Source organism: Pedobacter rhizosphaerae (assembly GCF_900111155.1).
Lineage (GTDB): Bacteria > Bacteroidota > Bacteroidia > Sphingobacteriales > Sphingobacteriaceae > Pedobacter > Pedobacter rhizosphaerae.
In genome coordinates, this window is the sequence record NZ_FOGG01000024.1 from 23,382 (window position 1) to 39,306 (window position 15,925).

Annotated in this window: 23 protein-coding genes; 20 read left to right on the plus strand and 3 right to left on the minus strand. The window is 38.0% G+C overall.

The annotated features are described in order from the left end of the window. Positions 1–60: 60 nt before the first annotated feature. The 4 genes from fusA to BMX11_RS17160 all read left to right on the plus strand — a co-directional run bounded on the left by fusA (position 61) and on the right by BMX11_RS17160 (position 3,302). Entirely contained in the window at positions 61–2,175 is a 2,115-nt protein-coding gene (fusA, locus tag BMX11_RS17145; protein ID WP_090886491.1) for an elongation factor G, read from the plus strand. 153 nt (positions 2,176–2,328) lie between these two features. Continuing rightward, on the plus strand, positions 2,329–2,634 hold the full coding sequence (gene rpsJ / locus BMX11_RS17150; protein WP_008244591.1) for a 30S ribosomal protein S10: 306 nt from the start codon (positions 2,329–2,331) through the stop codon (positions 2,632–2,634). Between the two features lie 113 nt (positions 2,635–2,747). Continuing rightward, positions 2,748–2,945 carry a hypothetical protein gene (locus tag BMX11_RS17155; protein WP_090886493.1) on the plus strand — a complete coding sequence of 66 codons (198 nt, stop codon included), beginning with the start codon at positions 2,748–2,750 and terminating at the stop codon, positions 2,943–2,945. A gap of 87 nt (positions 2,946–3,032) precedes the next feature. Beyond that, positions 3,033–3,302: a hypothetical protein gene (locus BMX11_RS17160; RefSeq protein WP_139180213.1), complete on the plus strand. Its 270-nt coding sequence runs from the start codon at positions 3,033–3,035 to the stop codon at positions 3,300–3,302. A gap of 280 nt (positions 3,303–3,582) precedes the next feature. On the opposite strand, the gene BMX11_RS17165 is transcribed toward BMX11_RS17160, so the two are convergent. Further along, entirely contained in the window at positions 3,583–3,777 is a 195-nt protein-coding gene (locus BMX11_RS17165; RefSeq protein ID WP_090886497.1) for a hypothetical protein, read from the minus strand. A 12-nt stretch (positions 3,778–3,789) separates the two neighbouring features. Continuing rightward, entirely contained in the window at positions 3,790–4,173 is a 384-nt protein-coding gene (locus BMX11_RS17170; RefSeq protein WP_090886498.1) for a hypothetical protein, read from the minus strand. A 139-nt stretch (positions 4,174–4,312) separates the two neighbouring features. Here BMX11_RS17170 and dgt point away from each other — a divergent pair, with 139 nt between their 5' ends. Next, on the plus strand, positions 4,313–5,656 hold the full coding sequence (dgt, locus tag BMX11_RS17175) for a dGTP triphosphohydrolase (RefSeq protein WP_090886500.1): 1,344 nt from the start codon (positions 4,313–4,315) through the stop codon (positions 5,654–5,656). An 80-nt stretch (positions 5,657–5,736) separates the two neighbouring features. Here the strand turns inward: dgt and BMX11_RS17180 are convergent, their stop codons facing one another. After that, on the minus strand, positions 5,737–6,348 hold the full coding sequence (locus BMX11_RS17180) for a hypothetical protein (RefSeq protein WP_090886502.1): 612 nt from the start codon (positions 6,346–6,348) through the stop codon (positions 5,737–5,739). 170 nt (positions 6,349–6,518) lie between these two features. Between BMX11_RS17180 and BMX11_RS17185 the strand changes: the two genes are divergently transcribed. The 15 genes from BMX11_RS17185 to rplN all read left to right on the plus strand — a co-directional run bounded on the left by BMX11_RS17185 (position 6,519) and on the right by rplN (position 15,925). Continuing rightward, positions 6,519–7,775 carry a prephenate dehydrogenase gene (locus BMX11_RS17185; protein WP_090886504.1) on the plus strand — a complete coding sequence of 419 codons (1,257 nt, stop codon included), beginning with the start codon at positions 6,519–6,521 and terminating at the stop codon, positions 7,773–7,775. Between the two features lie 21 nt (positions 7,776–7,796). Continuing rightward, a complete protein-coding gene (locus tag BMX11_RS17190; protein ID WP_090886506.1) occupies positions 7,797–9,119 on the plus strand; it encodes a hypothetical protein in 1,323 nt (440 codons plus the stop codon). A gap of 151 nt (positions 9,120–9,270) precedes the next feature. Then, positions 9,271–10,107 (plus strand): sulfite exporter TauE/SafE family protein, encoded by an 837-nt coding sequence (locus tag BMX11_RS17195; protein ID WP_090886508.1) that lies wholly within the window; start codon positions 9,271–9,273, stop codon positions 10,105–10,107. Beyond that, a complete protein-coding gene (locus tag BMX11_RS17200; protein ID WP_090886510.1) occupies positions 10,107–10,502 on the plus strand; it encodes a DUF1634 domain-containing protein in 396 nt (131 codons plus the stop codon). Before BMX11_RS17195 ends, BMX11_RS17200 begins: the two co-directional genes overlap by 1 nt. A 171-nt stretch (positions 10,503–10,673) precedes the next feature. Continuing rightward, the gene (rplC, locus tag BMX11_RS17205) at positions 10,674–11,291 is read left to right on the plus strand and encodes a 50S ribosomal protein L3 (protein ID WP_090886600.1); all 618 of its coding nucleotides are present in this window, start codon (positions 10,674–10,676) and stop codon (positions 11,289–11,291) included. 4 nt (positions 11,292–11,295) lie between these two features. Continuing rightward, the gene (rplD, locus tag BMX11_RS17210; protein WP_090886512.1) at positions 11,296–11,925 is read left to right on the plus strand and encodes a 50S ribosomal protein L4; all 630 of its coding nucleotides are present in this window, start codon (positions 11,296–11,298) and stop codon (positions 11,923–11,925) included. A gap of 1 nt (position 11,926) precedes the next feature. Beyond that, the gene (rplW, locus tag BMX11_RS17215; RefSeq protein WP_090886514.1) at positions 11,927–12,217 is read left to right on the plus strand and encodes a 50S ribosomal protein L23; all 291 of its coding nucleotides are present in this window, start codon (positions 11,927–11,929) and stop codon (positions 12,215–12,217) included. Between the two features lie 20 nt (positions 12,218–12,237). Beyond that, positions 12,238–13,062 carry a 50S ribosomal protein L2 gene (rplB, locus tag BMX11_RS17220; protein ID WP_090886516.1) on the plus strand — a complete coding sequence of 275 codons (825 nt, stop codon included), beginning with the start codon at positions 12,238–12,240 and terminating at the stop codon, positions 13,060–13,062. After that, on the plus strand, positions 13,062–13,328 hold the full coding sequence (gene rpsS, locus BMX11_RS17225) for a 30S ribosomal protein S19 (RefSeq protein ID WP_090886518.1): 267 nt from the start codon (positions 13,062–13,064) through the stop codon (positions 13,326–13,328). The genes rplB and rpsS overlap by 1 nt, the downstream gene beginning before the upstream one ends. A gap of 7 nt (positions 13,329–13,335) precedes the next feature. Continuing rightward, a complete protein-coding gene (gene rplV, locus BMX11_RS17230) occupies positions 13,336–13,695 on the plus strand; it encodes a 50S ribosomal protein L22 (RefSeq protein WP_090886520.1) in 360 nt (119 codons plus the stop codon). A 9-nt stretch (positions 13,696–13,704) separates the two neighbouring features. Then, positions 13,705–14,538 (plus strand): 30S ribosomal protein S3, encoded by an 834-nt coding sequence (gene rpsC, locus BMX11_RS17235; RefSeq protein WP_090886522.1) that lies wholly within the window; start codon positions 13,705–13,707, stop codon positions 14,536–14,538. Positions 14,539–14,578: 40 nt separating this feature from the next. Next, positions 14,579–15,001 carry a 50S ribosomal protein L16 gene (gene rplP / locus BMX11_RS17240; RefSeq protein WP_010599903.1) on the plus strand — a complete coding sequence of 141 codons (423 nt, stop codon included), beginning with the start codon at positions 14,579–14,581 and terminating at the stop codon, positions 14,999–15,001. A gap of 73 nt (positions 15,002–15,074) precedes the next feature. Then, complete coding sequence (gene rpmC / locus BMX11_RS17245; RefSeq protein WP_090886525.1) at positions 15,075–15,287, plus strand: 50S ribosomal protein L29; 213 nt, start codon at positions 15,075–15,077, stop codon at positions 15,285–15,287. Positions 15,288–15,300: 13 nt separating this feature from the next. Continuing rightward, complete coding sequence (gene rpsQ / locus BMX11_RS17250) at positions 15,301–15,555, plus strand: 30S ribosomal protein S17 (RefSeq protein WP_090886527.1); 255 nt, start codon at positions 15,301–15,303, stop codon at positions 15,553–15,555. 1 nt (position 15,556) lies between these two features. Continuing rightward, on the plus strand, positions 15,557–15,925 hold the full coding sequence (gene rplN / locus BMX11_RS17255) for a 50S ribosomal protein L14 (RefSeq protein WP_090886529.1): 369 nt from the start codon (positions 15,557–15,559) through the stop codon (positions 15,923–15,925).

The following is a 15,925-nucleotide window of genomic DNA, read 5'->3' on the forward strand; positions in this document are numbered from 1 at the left end:
TGAAAGGTGTTATGCACTTACTCATTCAAACATTCGGTCATTCATTCATTAATAAAAAAAATGGCAAGAGATTTAAAATTTACAAGAAATATTGGAATCGCGGCTCACATCGATGCAGGTAAAACTACAACAACTGAGCGTATTCTTTATTATGCTGGTGTAAGTCATAAAATTGGTGAAGTGCACGAAGGTGCTGCAACCATGGACTGGATGGCACAAGAGCAAGAGCGTGGTATTACCATTACTTCTGCTGCAACTACAGTTAACTGGAAATACAGAAACCAGAACTATCACATGAACATTATCGATACACCGGGACACGTGGATTTTACCGTAGAGGTAAACCGCTCGTTACGTGTATTAGATGGTTTAGTGTTCTTGTTTTCAGCTGTTGATGGTGTTGAGCCTCAATCTGAAACTAACTGGCGCCTGGCTAACAACTATAACGTTGCCCGTATCGGTTTCGTTAATAAAATGGACCGTTCTGGTGCAGATTTCTTAAAAGTTGTTAAACAAGTTAAAGATATGTTAGGTAGTAATGCAGTTCCTTTGCAATTACCTATCGGTTCTGAAGACCAATTCAAAGGTGTAGTTGATTTGATCAACAACCGTGGTATCGTTTGGAATGAGCACGATAAAGGTATGACCTTTACCGAAGTTCCTATTCCTGATGATATGATTGATGAGGTTGCTGAGTGGAGAGAGAAATTATTAGAATCAGTTGCTGATTATGATGAGTCTCTAATGGAGAAATTCTTCGAAGCTCCTGAAACAATTACTGAGCGCGAAGTTTTAGACGCTTTACGTGCAGCTGTTTTAGATGCTAAAATCGTACCTATGGTTTGTGGTTCATCTTTCAAAAACAAAGGTGTTCAAACCATGTTGGATTATGTAATGGAATTATTGCCTTCTCCTTTAGATTCTGAAGGTGTTGTAGGTACTAACCCTGATACTAACGAAGAAGTTTTATTAAAACCAAGTATTGATGAGCCTTTTGCAGCTTTAGCATTTAAAATTGCAACAGACCCATTCGTAGGTCGTTTATGCTTTATCCGTGTTTACTCGGGTAACTTAGAGGCTGGTTCATACATTTACAATACACGTTCAGAAAGTAAAGAGCGTATTTCTCGTATCTTCCAGATGCACGCTAACAAGCAAAACCCAGTTCCTAATGTAGCTGCTGGTGATATTGCTGCGGTAGTTGGATTTAAAGATATCAAAACTGGTGATACACTATGTGATGAGAAACACCCTATCGTTCTTGAATCAATGGTATTCCCTGAGCCAGTTATCGGTTTAGCTATTGAGCCTAAAACTCAGGCAGACGTAGATAAATTGGGTATGGGCTTAGCCAAATTAGCTGAGGAAGATCCAACATTCAGAGTTCAAACTGATCAGGAAACTGGTCAAACTGTAATCTCTGGTATGGGTGAGCTTCACTTAGATATTTTAATTGACCGTTTAAAACGCGAATTTAAAGTAGAGGTTAACCAAGGAGCGCCACAAGTAGCTTACAAAGAAGCTATCTTTGGTACTACTCAACACCGTGAAACATACAAAAAACAATCAGGTGGTCGTGGTAAATTCGCCGATATCCAGGTTGTTATTTCTCCAATTGATGCAGATTTCGAAAAAGGTGGTTTACAATTCGTAAACGAAATTACAGGTGGTTCAATTCCACGTGAATTTATCCCTTCAGTAGAAAAAGGATTTGCAGCAGCAATGTCTAATGGTGTATTAGCTGGTTATCCACTTCCTGATATGAAAGTACGTTTGATTGATGGTTCATTCCACGCAGTCGATTCAGATGCTTTATCATTCGAGCTTGCAGCCCGTATGGCATATCGTGAAGCTTTACCTAAATGTAAACCTACTTTGATGGAGCCAATCATGAAAATCGAAATCTTAACCCCTGAAGAAAACATGGGTGATGTTATCGGTGATATGAACCGTCGTCGTGGTCAATTATTAGGTATGGATACTCGTAATGGATCTCAGGTAATTAAAGCAACTGTGCCTCTTTCTGAAATGTTCGGTTATGTAACTCAGTTACGTACAATCACTTCAGGACGTGCAACTTCTACAATGGAATTTGACCACTACGAAGCTGCGCCTAAAAACGTACAGGATGAAGTAATTGCTAAATCTAAAGGTAGAATCAAGTCTGAAGACTAGTAATAAAGTATCAAGATAAAAGTATCAAGTAGCAAGATAAAAGTATCGAGATAGATTTAACGTCTTGATACTTGATACTAAATACCTGATACTCAATGATAAATCCGGTCAATGTTATAAATAGCTCTAACAATGATCATAATTAAATAAAAAATGAGCCAAAGAATCAGAATTAAATTAAAATCTTACGATTATAACTTAGTAGATAAATCTGCTGAGAAAATCGTAAAAACTGTTAAACCTACGGGTGCAGTTGTAAGTGGTCCAATTCCACTTCCTACAGAGAAAAAAATCTTTACTGTATTACGTTCTCCACACGTAAACAAAAAAGCTAGAGAGCAGTTCCAATTATGCGCTTACAAACGTTTATTGGATATTTATAGCTCTAACTCTAAAACAGTTGATGCTTTGATGAAACTTGAATTACCTAGCGGTGTTGAAGTTGAAATCAAAGTGTGATAGATTTTAAAGAGAAACAAAAAAGCCTTAACGAAAGTTGAGGCTTTTTTGTTTTTATACTAATACTAAACTTTGTTGCCGCATCTGTTGTTATAACTTTAAACATTAACCTGATGAATAACGAGACTAAAAAAGATGGAATAACACCATCATCTGCTGCAGAGCAAGGCAAAACTGTTGAGGTAAGCCCATTTTCAGAACTGGAACTTTCGCGTATGGATAATCCGCCTGAGCAGCGTGATGAAAATGGTTCAACCGAAGCAGATGTGGAAGATGTACAACACGATAAGCAAAATAAAGGTAAAAACTAAATCTGCTTATGTATTTCATTTTTAGTTATTTAATAAACCTTTTCAATAATTCAGTTGTTTATTATTAAAAGATTAATAAAACAGGACATGGAAAATAATAAATCAGAACAAAATAAGCCAATGAAAGAGGATGATGGGATAGAATGGGATGGTGATGATGCAACGTATGGCCATGCAGTTAATAATGCCGCTTTTAAAAGGAAAGATTCGCCAGACGAAGCGCATCAGTCCAAAACAGAAGAGCTAGACAATGCTGAGATCAGAAAGAATTTAAAAAATAGCAAGTTTGTAAATGATACTGATATTGCAAAGCAGAATAAGAAGGAAGAAAAAGGCATCGGGGGCAGAGACTTATAAATAAAAAGGGATTAAATATTTGTTAATCCCTTTTTACTTGATGTATGATTATCCCGGTAGATGGATTGATCATAAAACTCTACAACAGAATGCGTTAATTTAAGCAGCGTTTTTGAATAACCCTCAAATCGTTTTAGTTAATTGATTTTGTTTTAATCGTCGTCGCGAGTTTTAATTAGGTCGCAAATTTGATAATCTTTATTCCAATAGGCAAGTATATTTGATAATTACTTATTGATAAATATCAATATTTATTGTATTAGAATTAGATTAGAATTTGTCAGTATAAGTCGCTTGTCTGTCTGAAATCTCTTTTCATATTTTGACCAAATTCCTTAATCTTATCTATGATTTCAGGAGATTTTTCCTTAAAATCATCTACTAGCGACTTGCCATCCGTTACTCTTTTCTTTGTTGCATATTGGTAACCATAAACGGCCGCTGCTCCAAGTAATGCATATTTTAATAATCCCATAGCTTTATATTTTTAAATTCCTGTATTGAGTACCTCATCCTCATCTCTTTGCTGAACGGGATGTTTTACATCCTTAAAATCATCAGATGAACTTCCTGTGCCGCTTGCCGCACTCTCTACACTTGGATGCCTGTCGGCAGAATGATATGAATCGTCGCTTAGAGAATCTTTTCCTTGTGTTCCGGTGTTATCGTAACCGTCTTTAGCTTTTACAGGCATATTCCTTAAGTTGGTTGCATTTTCTTTTGCAATGGTTTCTCTACCAAAACTGGTCACTTCATTGGTATCATTTCCCTGTTCATAAGCTTTTTGAACGTCAGATTTTTCTGCGGCTTCTTTATCATCACCAACATATCCTTCTAAATGTTCTTTTTTGTTATAAATACTCGTTTTCATAACTTCCTTTTCTTAAAAAACATTTCCAAAAGGTAAAAGTTTTCAATAGCTGTCCTTTTAATAGATTTTAGCATAATTATTTCATTGCCATTTTTCGCTTTTGATTAACTTGCGCCATATTTAATATAGGCTATTATAAATGGATTGGAAATATTTACTCTCAAATAAAAGGTTTGGTCAGGAACAGTATGGTGCAAGTACAGATAAAGCAAGATCTGATTTCCAACGGGATTACGACAGACTGATTTTTTCTTCTCCATTTAGGCGTTTGCAAAATAAAACACAGGTATTCCCCTTGCCTGGGAGTGTTTTTGTTCATAATCGCTTAACACATAGTTTGGAGGTGGCCAGTGTAGCCAGGTCAATGGCTAATATTTTCCTCAATACCGTGGAAGAAAGAAACCCAGATTTGATCAAAGAAGCACCTTTAATTACAGAGGTTGGAAATATTGTTGCAGCTGCCGCCCTGGCGCATGATCTGGGTAACCCCGCATTTGGTCACTCCGGCGAGGCCGCAATCTCCAGATATTTCACCGATGGCGATGGAAAGGTGTATAAAGATCAGATGAGCGATGAACAATGGCATGATTTGATCAATTTTGAAGGAAATGCAAATGCCATCAGGATTTTAACCCACCCACTCAAAGGAAAGGGAAATGATGCTTATGCCTTAACTTATTCTACTTTGGCATCTATCGCCAAATATCCTTGTTCTTCTATAGCAGGTAAACAAAAAGGATTACTACACCGTAAAAAATATGGCTTTTTCCAGTCAGAAGTAGAAACCTTTAAAAGAATTGCTACAGAACTTCATCTGGAACAGGAGGAATCGGAGCACTTAATTTATAAAAGACACCCCTTGGTGTATATCGTAGAAGCAGCAGATGACATCTGTTATAGCATTATCGATTTGGAAGATGCACATCGACTGAAAATATTATCTTATGAAGAGGTGAAGGGTTATTTATTACCTTTTGCGAATTCGAAAACGATTGAAGATCGTTTGATAAATGATTATGAAGATGATGATGCAAAAATTGGACTTTTAAGGGCAAAGGCAATTAATACCTTAACAGGTTTATGTGCCAACATATTTTACAGAGAACAGGAACTGTTATTGAAGGGAGATTTAAATTACAGTCTCACCGACTTAATTCCTGAGCCCTATTTAACTGCCTGGAAAGCTATTGAGGCAGTTTCCATCGAGCGGATTTATAATTTCTCATCAGTAATCCAGAAAGAAGTGGCAGGATATAAAATCATGGCTGGATTGTTAGAGGAGTTTGTGCCTGCATTGATTAATAACAACACGCATTATTACAAGAAACTCGTAAAACTGATTCCTAAGCAATATCACACCGATTTACCTGATATTTACTCACGTACGCAAAGTGTATTGGATTTTGTTTCGGGCATGACTGACTTATATGCCGTAGATCTTTATCGGAATATCAAAGGGATTTCTTTTCCGTCAGAAACTTAATTTATCCCTATACAAAGCAAAAGAGCCCGTTAAACCTATCTAATAAAGGTTTAACGGGCTCAAATCTTTTTAAGATTTATTTATCTGCCTCTGCCATCATCCCACTTATTTCGCTCGTCTTGTAGTTCGCGTGCAAGTTTCATTTCTTTATCCTTTGCCTTAACTTTATGCGTTTGGAATTCATCTGCTACTTCCTGGTAGAGTTGCGTTCTATAGATGGCCTCTCTCCGGTATTTGCCAGATTGGAATACAATGAATGCGAGTACAGCTGCCAGAACAATAATGATTGTCCACACAATAGTGTTGTAAGTACCCTTGTTAAAAGAAATACCTAGAAACTTAATTTCATTAACCATGGCATTTGAAGAGGCCAGGGAGCTCTCTTTCCCCGAAACTTCAGTTTTTAATCCGGCAATGTTTTCGTTCTGCGATTTAATTTGTTGTCGGGCCTCCTGAAGCTGTTTACGCTCTTTCTTCAATGTATCATTAACACTTTTCCATAGTGAAGATAGCCTTGAAGGATTAATCAATCTAGCTCCATTAAAGTTTTTTGATTTAGACAACATGAAATTATACTGCCCGTTTAAAGAAGGGTCGGCATTTTTTGAAGTGTCTCTAACAACTTGGGCGAATGTTGTACTGAACATCAACATGGCCATAAAAAACAGTAAAAGGTGTTTTGGTTTTTGCATAGTTAAATTATAGATTCTTAATGTAAAACTACGTTTTAAATATTTTCTTTTCGATCCACCGGGATAAATCTTAATGTGAAAATATAAAAACAAGTTCGTTTTGATTTATAACATAACAATTTTATCGGAGATTTATTATAATTTAATTAACGATAGATTACATTTGTTCCATGCAAATAGGAATAATAGGCTTGGGCGATATGGGCAAATTGTATGCTTTATCGTTTGCCGCTTCAGGATATAAGGTATGTGGGGCAGATATGCCACTGCGTTTTGCTGACTTAAAAAAGGAGCTTGAACCTAAGGGAATCGAGATTTTGGTTGATGGGCATGAGGTTTCCCGAAAATCAGATTTCATCATTTATTGTGTGGAGGCAGAAAAGATAGATGAGGTGGTTTCAACCTTTGCACGTTCTACCAAATTTGGCGCAATTGTTTCCGGGCAAACTTCAGTTAAGCATCCTGAAATAGCTGCCTTTGAAAAATACCTTCCCGAAGATGTTCAGATCGTAACTTGTCATTCGCTACACGGACCAGCTTTTAGCCCTGAAGGGCAAACACTTGTTGTGGTAAGGCATCGGGCTACTGATGAGGTTTACGCAAAAGCCCTTCAGGTATACCAGTCTTTAAAATCCATCATCATCGAAATGGATGATTATAAAGAGCACGATCGGATAGTGGCCGATACGCAGGCAGTTACCCATATGGGTTTCGAAAGTATGGGCTCTGCCTGGAAGAATGCTGGTTTTTTCCCCTGGGATAACCCTGCTTATGCAGGAGGAATAGATAATGTTAAGATTTTAACTACATTAAGGATTTTTAGCTACAAATCTCACATTTATGCCGGTTTGGCCATCTTAAACCCATATGCACAGAAACAGGTTAAGTACTATGCACAGGCAGAGTCTGAATTATTTAAATTGATGATTTGCGAGAATGAAGCTGAATTCAGGGCTAAAATTTTTGCTGCCCGCGATTTTGTTTTCCATGAAAGCAGGCAGCTTTTGTTGCTCGATGATAAGATTATGAAGGAATTTAGTCTTTCTGACGCTGAGCACAAACAGAAGCCCAATTCTCACCTCAGTTTGCTGAGTATGGTATATGCCTGGTATAAAATGGGCGTTAATCCATACGATAACCTGATATGCCAAACACCGCCCTTTAAATTGCGTTTAGGCATAGCCGAATATTTATTTAAGAATGAAGACATGCTGGAAGAGTCTATCCAAACGGCTTTATATGATAAATCAATCAGAGGTGATGATTTAGAGTTTCATACGGCAGTGCACGAGTGGGCATCTATTATTGGTTATGGTGATATTAACGGGTATAAGGCGCATTTCGAAGCTGCAAAATCCTTTTTTGCCAATAGATTGAATGATGGAAGAGATTTAAGTGCGGAGATGATTAAGCGGCTGGGAAAATAGATTTAATTTAATGCGCTTCTCATGCCTTCTTATTCTTTCAATTTTCAGATAGTAAAATCAGTAAGATATCTTATCTACGGTGCCATATTGGGCTTCAGTTTAATGGTTACACTGTTGCTATGCAATGTGTTAAATATTGTGCTGATTATATTGGCCGTTTTTGTTCCTTTTATCGTAGGTGGCTGGCTTTTTTATCAGAAGGGGAAGGGATCAGATCAGATCGTTCTAGATAATGGTGGCTTCACTTCCTCATTTTTTGGTAGAGTGGAGTATAAGGAGATAGATCGTATTCCACATCCTGCCTGGTTTGGTGCGCCGGCACCTTCATTAAAGATTGTGTTGAAATCTGGCCGTAAGTTGGTGTGGGGGGTGAGCGATATAGGCAGTGTATTTAATACTTCAGCCGATGCGGTAATATTCAGAAATTTTATAGATGATTTGCATGTTCATCTCGAGCGGGATATTCCATCAGCAGCTCCTGAAAAAGATTCACAGCTTGTTAATGGCGACCTACTTTCAAAAGAAAGTCCATTCCGGCAGCTTGATAAAATTAAAACCAAGTATAGTAAACAAGCGATTATTTGGCCTGTTGGAATTCTCTTTTCAATACTCATTTTTGTTAAAACGTGCGGAACAGATTTTATTCGGGAGAACAAGGATAGAGAAATAAAGGAGGCTTTCCGAAATAGTGAGCTGCGTTACAAAGAAAATATTAAGGCTTCTAAACTGGTACTGGATAGTTTTGCTAAAACCTTAGGGCCAGTTTACCTTTACAGTAATGATCAGGATATCGACGTTTTATTGCTTCCCATAATCAAAGAAGAAAATACATTGGATCGGATACCTGCATTAAAACACGCCCTTACAAATGTAGAACTCAGAAAGTTTATTCAGCATCCAGATAGCGCCCAATTTGTGACCGTATTGCTGGATAAGCATAAAAAGATGACGATGATGAAGAAAAGTATGATGAACTATGGCGACTCCAGTAATACTTTTCTATTCCTGCGATTTTATGATCCAAGCCAAAAGCTAAACCCCGATCCCTATATTAAGAATAAACCAGTAGATTCTTCAACTTTCGTACCTTTTGATGTAACTACAGCTGTAATGATTAAAAAAGGGCAGTCCGTAAGTGAAAGCTTAGAAAATTCTGTAGTTTCTTTAAAAATGATGCTGGCACAGGCCAGGCTTAGGCCAGCGTTTCGAATTTATTTGAGTGGAGCACAATATAATAATGTTTCTAAAGTACTTTTCGATGAGGCGGTAGTTGCACTTAAGAAGAAATTGGTAGCGGTGGAGGTAGATACGAGCCAATTTAGCCTGAAGGAGCATAATCAATAATTTACTCCTCAGTAATTCACCATCATTCACTCATTCATTTCTTTACTCATTCATTTCTTTACTCATTCAATCATTTCTATATAGCATATAGACTTTATTTTATCCGCTTAATCCTTCGTTTAGAAGAAAACTGTAGATTATATTTGTCTGCATGTCGGTATTGCTATTTACCTTAATTGTTTTGGTTGGCGCACTTCTAGCTGGTTTTTTGGGCTCACTAACCGGTTTAGGTGGTGGAGTAATTATTATTCCCTTATTAACCCTGGGTTTAGGAGTGGATATTCATTACGCCATTGGAGCATCAATTGTATCGGTTATAGCAACGTCATCAGGTTCGGCGGCAGCGTATGTAAAAGAAGGAATTACCAATATCCGAATCGGGATGTTTCTGGAAATTGCCACAACTGTTGGGGCCATATGCGGGGCAATTGTAGCGGTTTATCTTAACCCGGATTATATTGCGATAATTTTTGGCTTTATATTGATTTTTTCGGCAATCATGACGCTAAAGAAAAAAGTAGATCACTCTACACAAGATGATTCCAGTAAGTTGGCCAGGTTTTTTAAGTTGAATGGTAGTTTTCCTGATAAAGGCGTAACACAAACCTATGCCGTTAAAAATGTTGCAGGCGGCTTTTCTATGATGCTTTTCGCAGGTACACTTTCTGGATTATTGGGTATTGGGAGTGGAGCTTTGAAAGTGATTGCAATGGATAATATTATGCGTTTGCCTTTTAAAGTGTCTACCACCACCAGTAATTTTATGATGGGGGTTACGGCGGCAGCCAGTGCCATCGTTTATCTCCACAGGGGGCAAATTGATCCGGGCATAGCTATGCCAGTGTGTATTGGCGTGTTAACAGGGGCTACAGTTGGCTCAAAGGTATTGATTAAAACAAAGACAGATAAACTAAAGGCTGTGTTTGCGGTGGTTGTTATTTTTCTGGCCCTGCAAATGATATATAAAGGTTTAAGTGGCACAATGTAATGGCTGAGACGAGAAAAGAAAATTTGAACGATAGGGATATCCAGGTGATCTTGGGCACACTTTTACGTGCCGGAGTAATTATTTCTATGAGCATAGTACTGCTTGGGGGCATAATATACCTGGTGCATAACAAGGGTGTAATAACCGATTATGCGGTATTCAAACCAGAGCTGTCTAAATTTTCTTCCATTGCATCTATTTTCAAAGGGGTTTTAACCTTTCATGGCGATGCGATTGTTCAATTTGGCGTTTTGATGCTGATATTCACGCCTATAGCACGTATCGTTTTCGCACTTTTTAGCTTTTTAATCGAACGAGATTACCTATATGTTCTTATCGGTATCATCATACTTGGGATCATCACTATCAGTTTAAATGGCGGATTGGCACATTAGCCCTGCTTTTTTAGCTAACTTCCCATCTATCAGCAAATTATTTGAAAAAATATTTAGCTAACTATTTGAAAATTAATAATTCTTTCCTATTTTTGCCGTCCCTTTCGGGGGATGTACAACCACCTTGAACGAAGCCCTACTGCTTCGATGGGTGTTAAATTAAAAGATAAAATGTCAGGAATTATTGGAAAAAAAGTAGGAATGACCAGTATTTTCGATGCTGAAGGAAGAAACATTCCTTGTACAGTGATCGAAGCTGGGCCTTGTGTAGTTACACAGGTAAAAACCGAAGAAAAAGACGGTTATTCATCTATCCAGTTAGGATACGATGAGGCTAAAGAGAAAAACACAACTCAACCGTTAAAAGGCCATTTCGCTAAAGCGAACACAACTCCAAAACGCAAACTGGTAGAATTCAACTCGTTTACAACAGCACTTAATTTAGGTGATGTAGTAACAGTTGATGCATTCGCAGAAGGCGATTTTGTTGATGTTGTAGGAACCTCAAAAGGTAAAGGTTTTCAAGGTGTTGTGAAACGCCACGGATTTGGTGGTGTTGGTATGCAGACTCACGGTCAGCATAACCGTTTACGTGCCCCAGGTTCATTGGGAGCATCATCTTTCCCTTCACGTGTATTCAAAGGAATGCGCATGGCAGGAAGAACAGGTGGAGACAGAGTGAAAATTCAAAACTTACAGGTTTTGAAAGTTTACGCTGATCAAAACTTATTAGTAGTTAGTGGTTCCATTCCAGGAGCTAAGGGTTCTTACGTAATCTTAGATAAGTAGTCAGATGGAAGTTAAAGTATTAAACATTTCAGGTAAAGAAACAGGTGCCAAGGTGCAACTTCCTGAATCGGTATTCGGTATCGAGCCTAACGACCACGCGATTTATTTAGATGTAAAACAGTATTTGGCTAACCAACGTCAAGGTACTCACAAATCTAAACAACGTAATGAGATTGCAGGTTCTACTCGCAAACTATACAAACAAAAAGGTACAGGTGGTGCACGTGCAGGAAGCATTAAATCTCCATTATTCAATGGTGGTGGTCGTGTTTTCGGTCCTCAGCCACGTGATTACAGTTTTAAATTGAACAAGAAATTAAAATCTTTAGCACGTAAATCAGCTTTAGCTTATAAAGCGAAAGATAACAACGTGGTAGTTTTAGAAGATTTCAACTTCGATACGATTAAAACTAAAAACTTCACAAGTTTAATCGCTGCGTTAAACGTAGGTTCTGAGAAAACTTTGTTGGTTTTACCTGCGCAAAATAATAATATCTATTTATCAAGCAGAAACGTTCAGAAAACTAAAGTAATTACTGCAGCAGAATTAAATACATATGATGTATTAAACGCTGGCAAACTTTTATTAACTGCAGATTCTGTTAAAACTTTGGAGGAGGCATTTGCCAAGTAATATGGAAATTTTAAAAAAACCAATATTAACCGAAAAAGCTTCAGCTTTAACTGAGAAATCTAACCGTTTCACATTTAGCGTAAACCATAAAGCAAACAAATTGCAAATTAAAGCAGCTATTGAGAAATTATACGGTGTTACTATCGTAGCTATCAATACAATGGTTGTAGATGGAAAAGCTAAATCTCGTTACACTAAAGCAGGTTTTGTTTCAGGCCGTAGCCCGAAATACAAAAAAGCAATCGTAACGTTAAAAGACGGTGAAACAATAGATTATTACGCAAATCTTTAATTTAATAATTAAAAATAACTATGGGCTTAAGAAAATTTAAACCAGTTACTCCGGGTACCCGCTTTAGAGTAGGGGCTAGTTTTACGGAGATTACAGCAACCAAGCCCGAAAAATCATTGGTTGTATCATCAAAAAAGTCTGGTGGACGTAACAATACAGGTAAAATGACTATGCGCTACATGGGTGGTGGTCATAAAAAATCATATCGTATTATCGACTTCAAACGCGATAAATTTGATATTCCTGCTACAGTAGCTACTGTAGAATACGATCCAAACCGTACTGCACGTATCGCATTATTACACTATGCAGATGGCGAGAAGCGTTATATCATCGCTCCTGAGGGATTACAAGTTGGTCAGAAATTAGTTTCTGGCGATACTGCAGCTCCAGAAGTAGGTAACACTTTAAAATTATCAAACATTCCATTAGGTTCTATCATTCATAATGTAGAGATCCATCCTGGAAAAGGAGCACAATTAGCTCGTAGTGCAGGTGCTTACGCACAATTAGCTGCCCGCGATGGTAAATATGCTACCTTGAAAATGCCTTCAGGTGAAACCCGTTTAATCTTGGTTACTTGTTTAGCAACTATCGGAGCTGTATCTAACTCTGATCACGCTAACGAAGTATTAGGTAAAGCAGGTCGTAAACGTTGGTTAGGTCGTCGTCCAAGAACAAGACCGGTAGCAATGAACCCTGTCGATCACCCAATGGGTGGTGGTGAAGGTAGATCATCAGGTGGTCACCCACGTTCTAGAAAAGGTTTGTTGTCTAAAGGCTACAAAACTAGAGAACTTAAGAAATATTCTAATCGTTACATCATAGAGAGAAGGAAGAAATAATGGCTCGTTCGATAAAAAAAGGACCTTATATTGACCATAACGTAGAGAGAAAAGTTAGCTCTATGAATGATTCAGGCAAAAGAACTGTAATCAAAACTTGGTCTCGCAGATCAATGATCTCACCAGATTTTGTTGGTCATACATTTGCAGTACACAACGGAAATAAATTTATTCCTGTGTATGTTACAGAAAACATGGTTGGTCACAAGTTAGGAGAATTTGCTCCAACTCGTACATTCAGAGGACACGCTGAAAAGAAAAAATAATTAGACAATGGAAGCAGTAGCAAAATTAAACAATTGTCCAACCTCACCGCGTAAGATGCGTTTGGTTGTAGATCTTATCAGAGGTGAACGTGTAGAGAAAGCATTAAGCATTTTAAAGTTTACCAATAAAGAAGCAGCAATAAGAGTTGAGAAATTATTATTATCTGCTATCAAAAACTGGGAATCTAAAAATGAAGGTGCTCGCCCTGAAGAAAGCCAATTATTTGTAAAAACAGTAATGGTAGACGGTGGTCGCCAGCTTAAACGTTTGAGACCGGCACCTCAAGGCCGTGGATACAGAATTCGTAAACGTTCTAACCACGTAACTTTGATCGTAGACAGTAAAAATACAGAAACTCAAAACTAATATCAGGAAATGGGACAAAAAGCAAATCCAATAGGTAACAGGTTAGGTATCATCAAAGGATGGGATTCTAACTGGTTCGGTGGCAACAACTACTCCGATAAATTAGTTGAGGATGAAAAAATCAGAAAATACCTTTCTGCTCGTATCGCAAAAGGCGGTGTTGCAAAAGTAGTTATCGAGCGTACGTTAAAACGTATCACTGTAACTATCCACACAGCTCGTCCAGGTATCGTAATCGGTAAAGCAGGTGCAGAGGTTGATAAAATCAAAGAAGAGTTAAAGAAATTGACTAAAAAGGAAATTCAAATTAACATTTTCGAGATTAAACGCCCGGAACTTGATGCACAATTAGTTGCAGAAGGTGTTGCAAAACAATTAGAAGCAAGGATCTCATTCCGTAGAGCAATGAAATCTTCTATCGCATCAACAATGCGTATGGGTGCTGAAGGTATTAAAATCATGACTTCTGGTCGTTTAGGTGGTGCTGAGATGGCACGTACTGAGCAGTACAAAGAAGGAAGAGTTCCTTTACATACCTTACGTGCTGATATCGACTATGCTTTAGCAGAAGCTTTAACTACTTATGGTAAAATAGGTATCAAAGTTTGGATCTGTAAAGGTGAGGTTTATGGAAAACGTGATTTGTCTCCGAACATCGGATCAACAAACAACGGTCCTAAAGGCCAGTCAGAGAAACCAGCATTCGGTGGAAGAGATAACAGAGGTGGTGGAAGAGACAACCGTGGCGGTGGTGACAGACGTGGTGGAAACCAAGGTCGTCCTGGTCAAGGTGGTGGAAACAGAGGTGGTGGCGCAGGCGCTAACAGAGGTCCTCGTAAATAATTGATTTATTAACATCGTTTAACGATTAGAACAAAATAAAATGTTACAGCCAAAAAGAACGAAGTTCAGGAAGATGCAAAAAGGCAGAATGAAAGGTTTAGCTTCTCGTGGAGCTGAATTAGCATTCGGATCTTTCGGTATCAAATCTTTAGAAGCCACTTGGATCACAAGTCGCCAGATAGAGGCTGCCCGTATTGCCGTAACTCGTTTCATGAAACGTGAAGGACAAGTATGGATCAGGATCTTCCCGGACAAACCGGTAACTAAAAAGCCTGCTGAGGTACGTATGGGTAAAGGTAAGGGTGCTCCTGAATACTGGGTAGCAGTAGTTAGACCCGGACGTGTAATTTTCGAAGCTGAAGGTGTTCCTTTAGAAGTTGCTAAAGAAGCATTACGCTTAGCTGCACAGAAATTACCAATCCAAACTAAATTTGTAGTACGTAGAGATTACGTAGAAGCATAGTAAAGTGTTGAGATGAATGTTGTAAATACTTGTTTTTATAACCGCTACACTCAATCGTAAAAGAAAAATAAAAATGAAAAATTCAGAAATCACAGGGCTTTCAAAAGAAGAATTAGTAGCTAAGATTGCGGAAGAAAAAGAGAACTTGTCAAAATTAAAGTTCGCTCACACCATTTCAGCTATCGAAAATCCTTCACGTATTTCAAAAGTAAGGAAAGATATAGCCCGTTTAAATACTGAACTGACTAAAGTTGTTAAAGCTGAGTCAGCTACTGAAACTAAATAATTTTAGAGTCCAAATGGAAAGAAATTTAAGAAAAACAAGAACCGGGTTGGTGGTAAGCAACAAGATGGATAAATCTGTTGTTGTGTCGGTTGAACGTAAAGTGAAGCACCCGATTTATGGTAAGTTCGTGAAGAAAACTACCAAATTTATGGCTCACGATGAGAAAAACGAATGTGGTATCGGTGATACGGTATTAATCATGGAAACTCGTCCTTTGAGTAAAAACAAGAACTGGAGATTGGTACAAATTTTAGAAAGGGCTAAATAAGATGGTACAACAGGAATCAAGATTAAACGTTGCTGATAACAGCGGCGCAAAAGAAGTATTAGTAATTCGTGTACTGGGTGGAACTGGTAAACGTTATGCTTCAATTGGAGATAAAGTAGTTGTTACCGTAAAAAGCGCTTTACCATCAGGTAACGTAAAAAAAGGTACAGTATCTAAAGCAGTTGTGGTAAGAACAAAGAAAGAGATCAGACGTAAAGATGGTTCTTATATCCGTTTCGACGATAATGCAGCTGTATTATTGAACGCACAGGATGAGCCACGCGGTACACGTATCTTTGGCCCGGTTGCGAGAGAACTACGTGAAAAACAATTCATGAAAATTGTATCATTAGCACCGGAGGTATTATAA

Bases quoted from the DNA above. Each gene is read 5' to 3' on its own strand.
- rpsQ (WP_090886527.1), top strand. From the start codon at position 15,301: ATGGAAAGAAATTTAAGAAAAACAAGAACCGGGTTGGTGGTAAGCAAC.
- BMX11_RS17195 (WP_090886508.1), top strand. From the start codon at position 9,271: ATGTCGGTATTGCTATTTACCTTAATTGTTTTGGTTGGCGCACTTCTA.
- BMX11_RS17185 (WP_090886504.1), top strand. From the start codon at position 6,519: ATGCAAATAGGAATAATAGGCTTGGGCGATATGGGCAAATTGTATGCT.
- BMX11_RS17180 (WP_090886502.1), bottom strand. From the start codon at position 6,348: ATGCAAAAACCAAAACACCTTTTACTGTTTTTTATGGCCATGTTGATG.
- rpsJ (WP_008244591.1), top strand. From the start codon at position 2,329: ATGAGCCAAAGAATCAGAATTAAATTAAAATCTTACGATTATAACTTA.
- rplC (WP_090886600.1), top strand. From the start codon at position 10,674: ATGTCAGGAATTATTGGAAAAAAAGTAGGAATGACCAGTATTTTCGAT.
- BMX11_RS17200 (WP_090886510.1), top strand. From the start codon at position 10,107: ATGGCTGAGACGAGAAAAGAAAATTTGAACGATAGGGATATCCAGGTG.
- rplB (WP_090886516.1), top strand. From the start codon at position 12,238: ATGGGCTTAAGAAAATTTAAACCAGTTACTCCGGGTACCCGCTTTAGA.
- BMX11_RS17160 (WP_139180213.1), top strand. From the start codon at position 3,033: ATGGAAAATAATAAATCAGAACAAAATAAGCCAATGAAAGAGGATGAT.
- BMX11_RS17190 (WP_090886506.1), top strand. From the start codon at position 7,797: ATGCCTTCTTATTCTTTCAATTTTCAGATAGTAAAATCAGTAAGATAT.
- BMX11_RS17170 (WP_090886498.1), bottom strand. From the start codon at position 4,173: ATGAAAACGAGTATTTATAACAAAAAAGAACATTTAGAAGGATATGTT.
- rpsS (WP_090886518.1), top strand. From the start codon at position 13,062: ATGGCTCGTTCGATAAAAAAAGGACCTTATATTGACCATAACGTAGAG.
- rplV (WP_090886520.1), top strand. From the start codon at position 13,336: ATGGAAGCAGTAGCAAAATTAAACAATTGTCCAACCTCACCGCGTAAG.
- rpsC (WP_090886522.1), top strand. From the start codon at position 13,705: ATGGGACAAAAAGCAAATCCAATAGGTAACAGGTTAGGTATCATCAAA.
- BMX11_RS17155 (WP_090886493.1), top strand. From the start codon at position 2,748: ATGAATAACGAGACTAAAAAAGATGGAATAACACCATCATCTGCTGCA.
- rpmC (WP_090886525.1), top strand. From the start codon at position 15,075: ATGAAAAATTCAGAAATCACAGGGCTTTCAAAAGAAGAATTAGTAGCT.
- rplW (WP_090886514.1), top strand. From the start codon at position 11,927: ATGGAAATTTTAAAAAAACCAATATTAACCGAAAAAGCTTCAGCTTTA.
- fusA (WP_090886491.1), top strand. From the start codon at position 61: ATGGCAAGAGATTTAAAATTTACAAGAAATATTGGAATCGCGGCTCAC.
- rplD (WP_090886512.1), top strand. From the start codon at position 11,296: ATGGAAGTTAAAGTATTAAACATTTCAGGTAAAGAAACAGGTGCCAAG.
- rplN (WP_090886529.1), top strand. From the start codon at position 15,557: ATGGTACAACAGGAATCAAGATTAAACGTTGCTGATAACAGCGGCGCA.
- BMX11_RS17165 (WP_090886497.1), bottom strand. From the start codon at position 3,777: ATGGGATTATTAAAATATGCATTACTTGGAGCAGCGGCCGTTTATGGT.
- dgt (WP_090886500.1), top strand. From the start codon at position 4,313: ATGGATTGGAAATATTTACTCTCAAATAAAAGGTTTGGTCAGGAACAG.
- rplP (WP_010599903.1), top strand. From the start codon at position 14,579: ATGTTACAGCCAAAAAGAACGAAGTTCAGGAAGATGCAAAAAGGCAGA.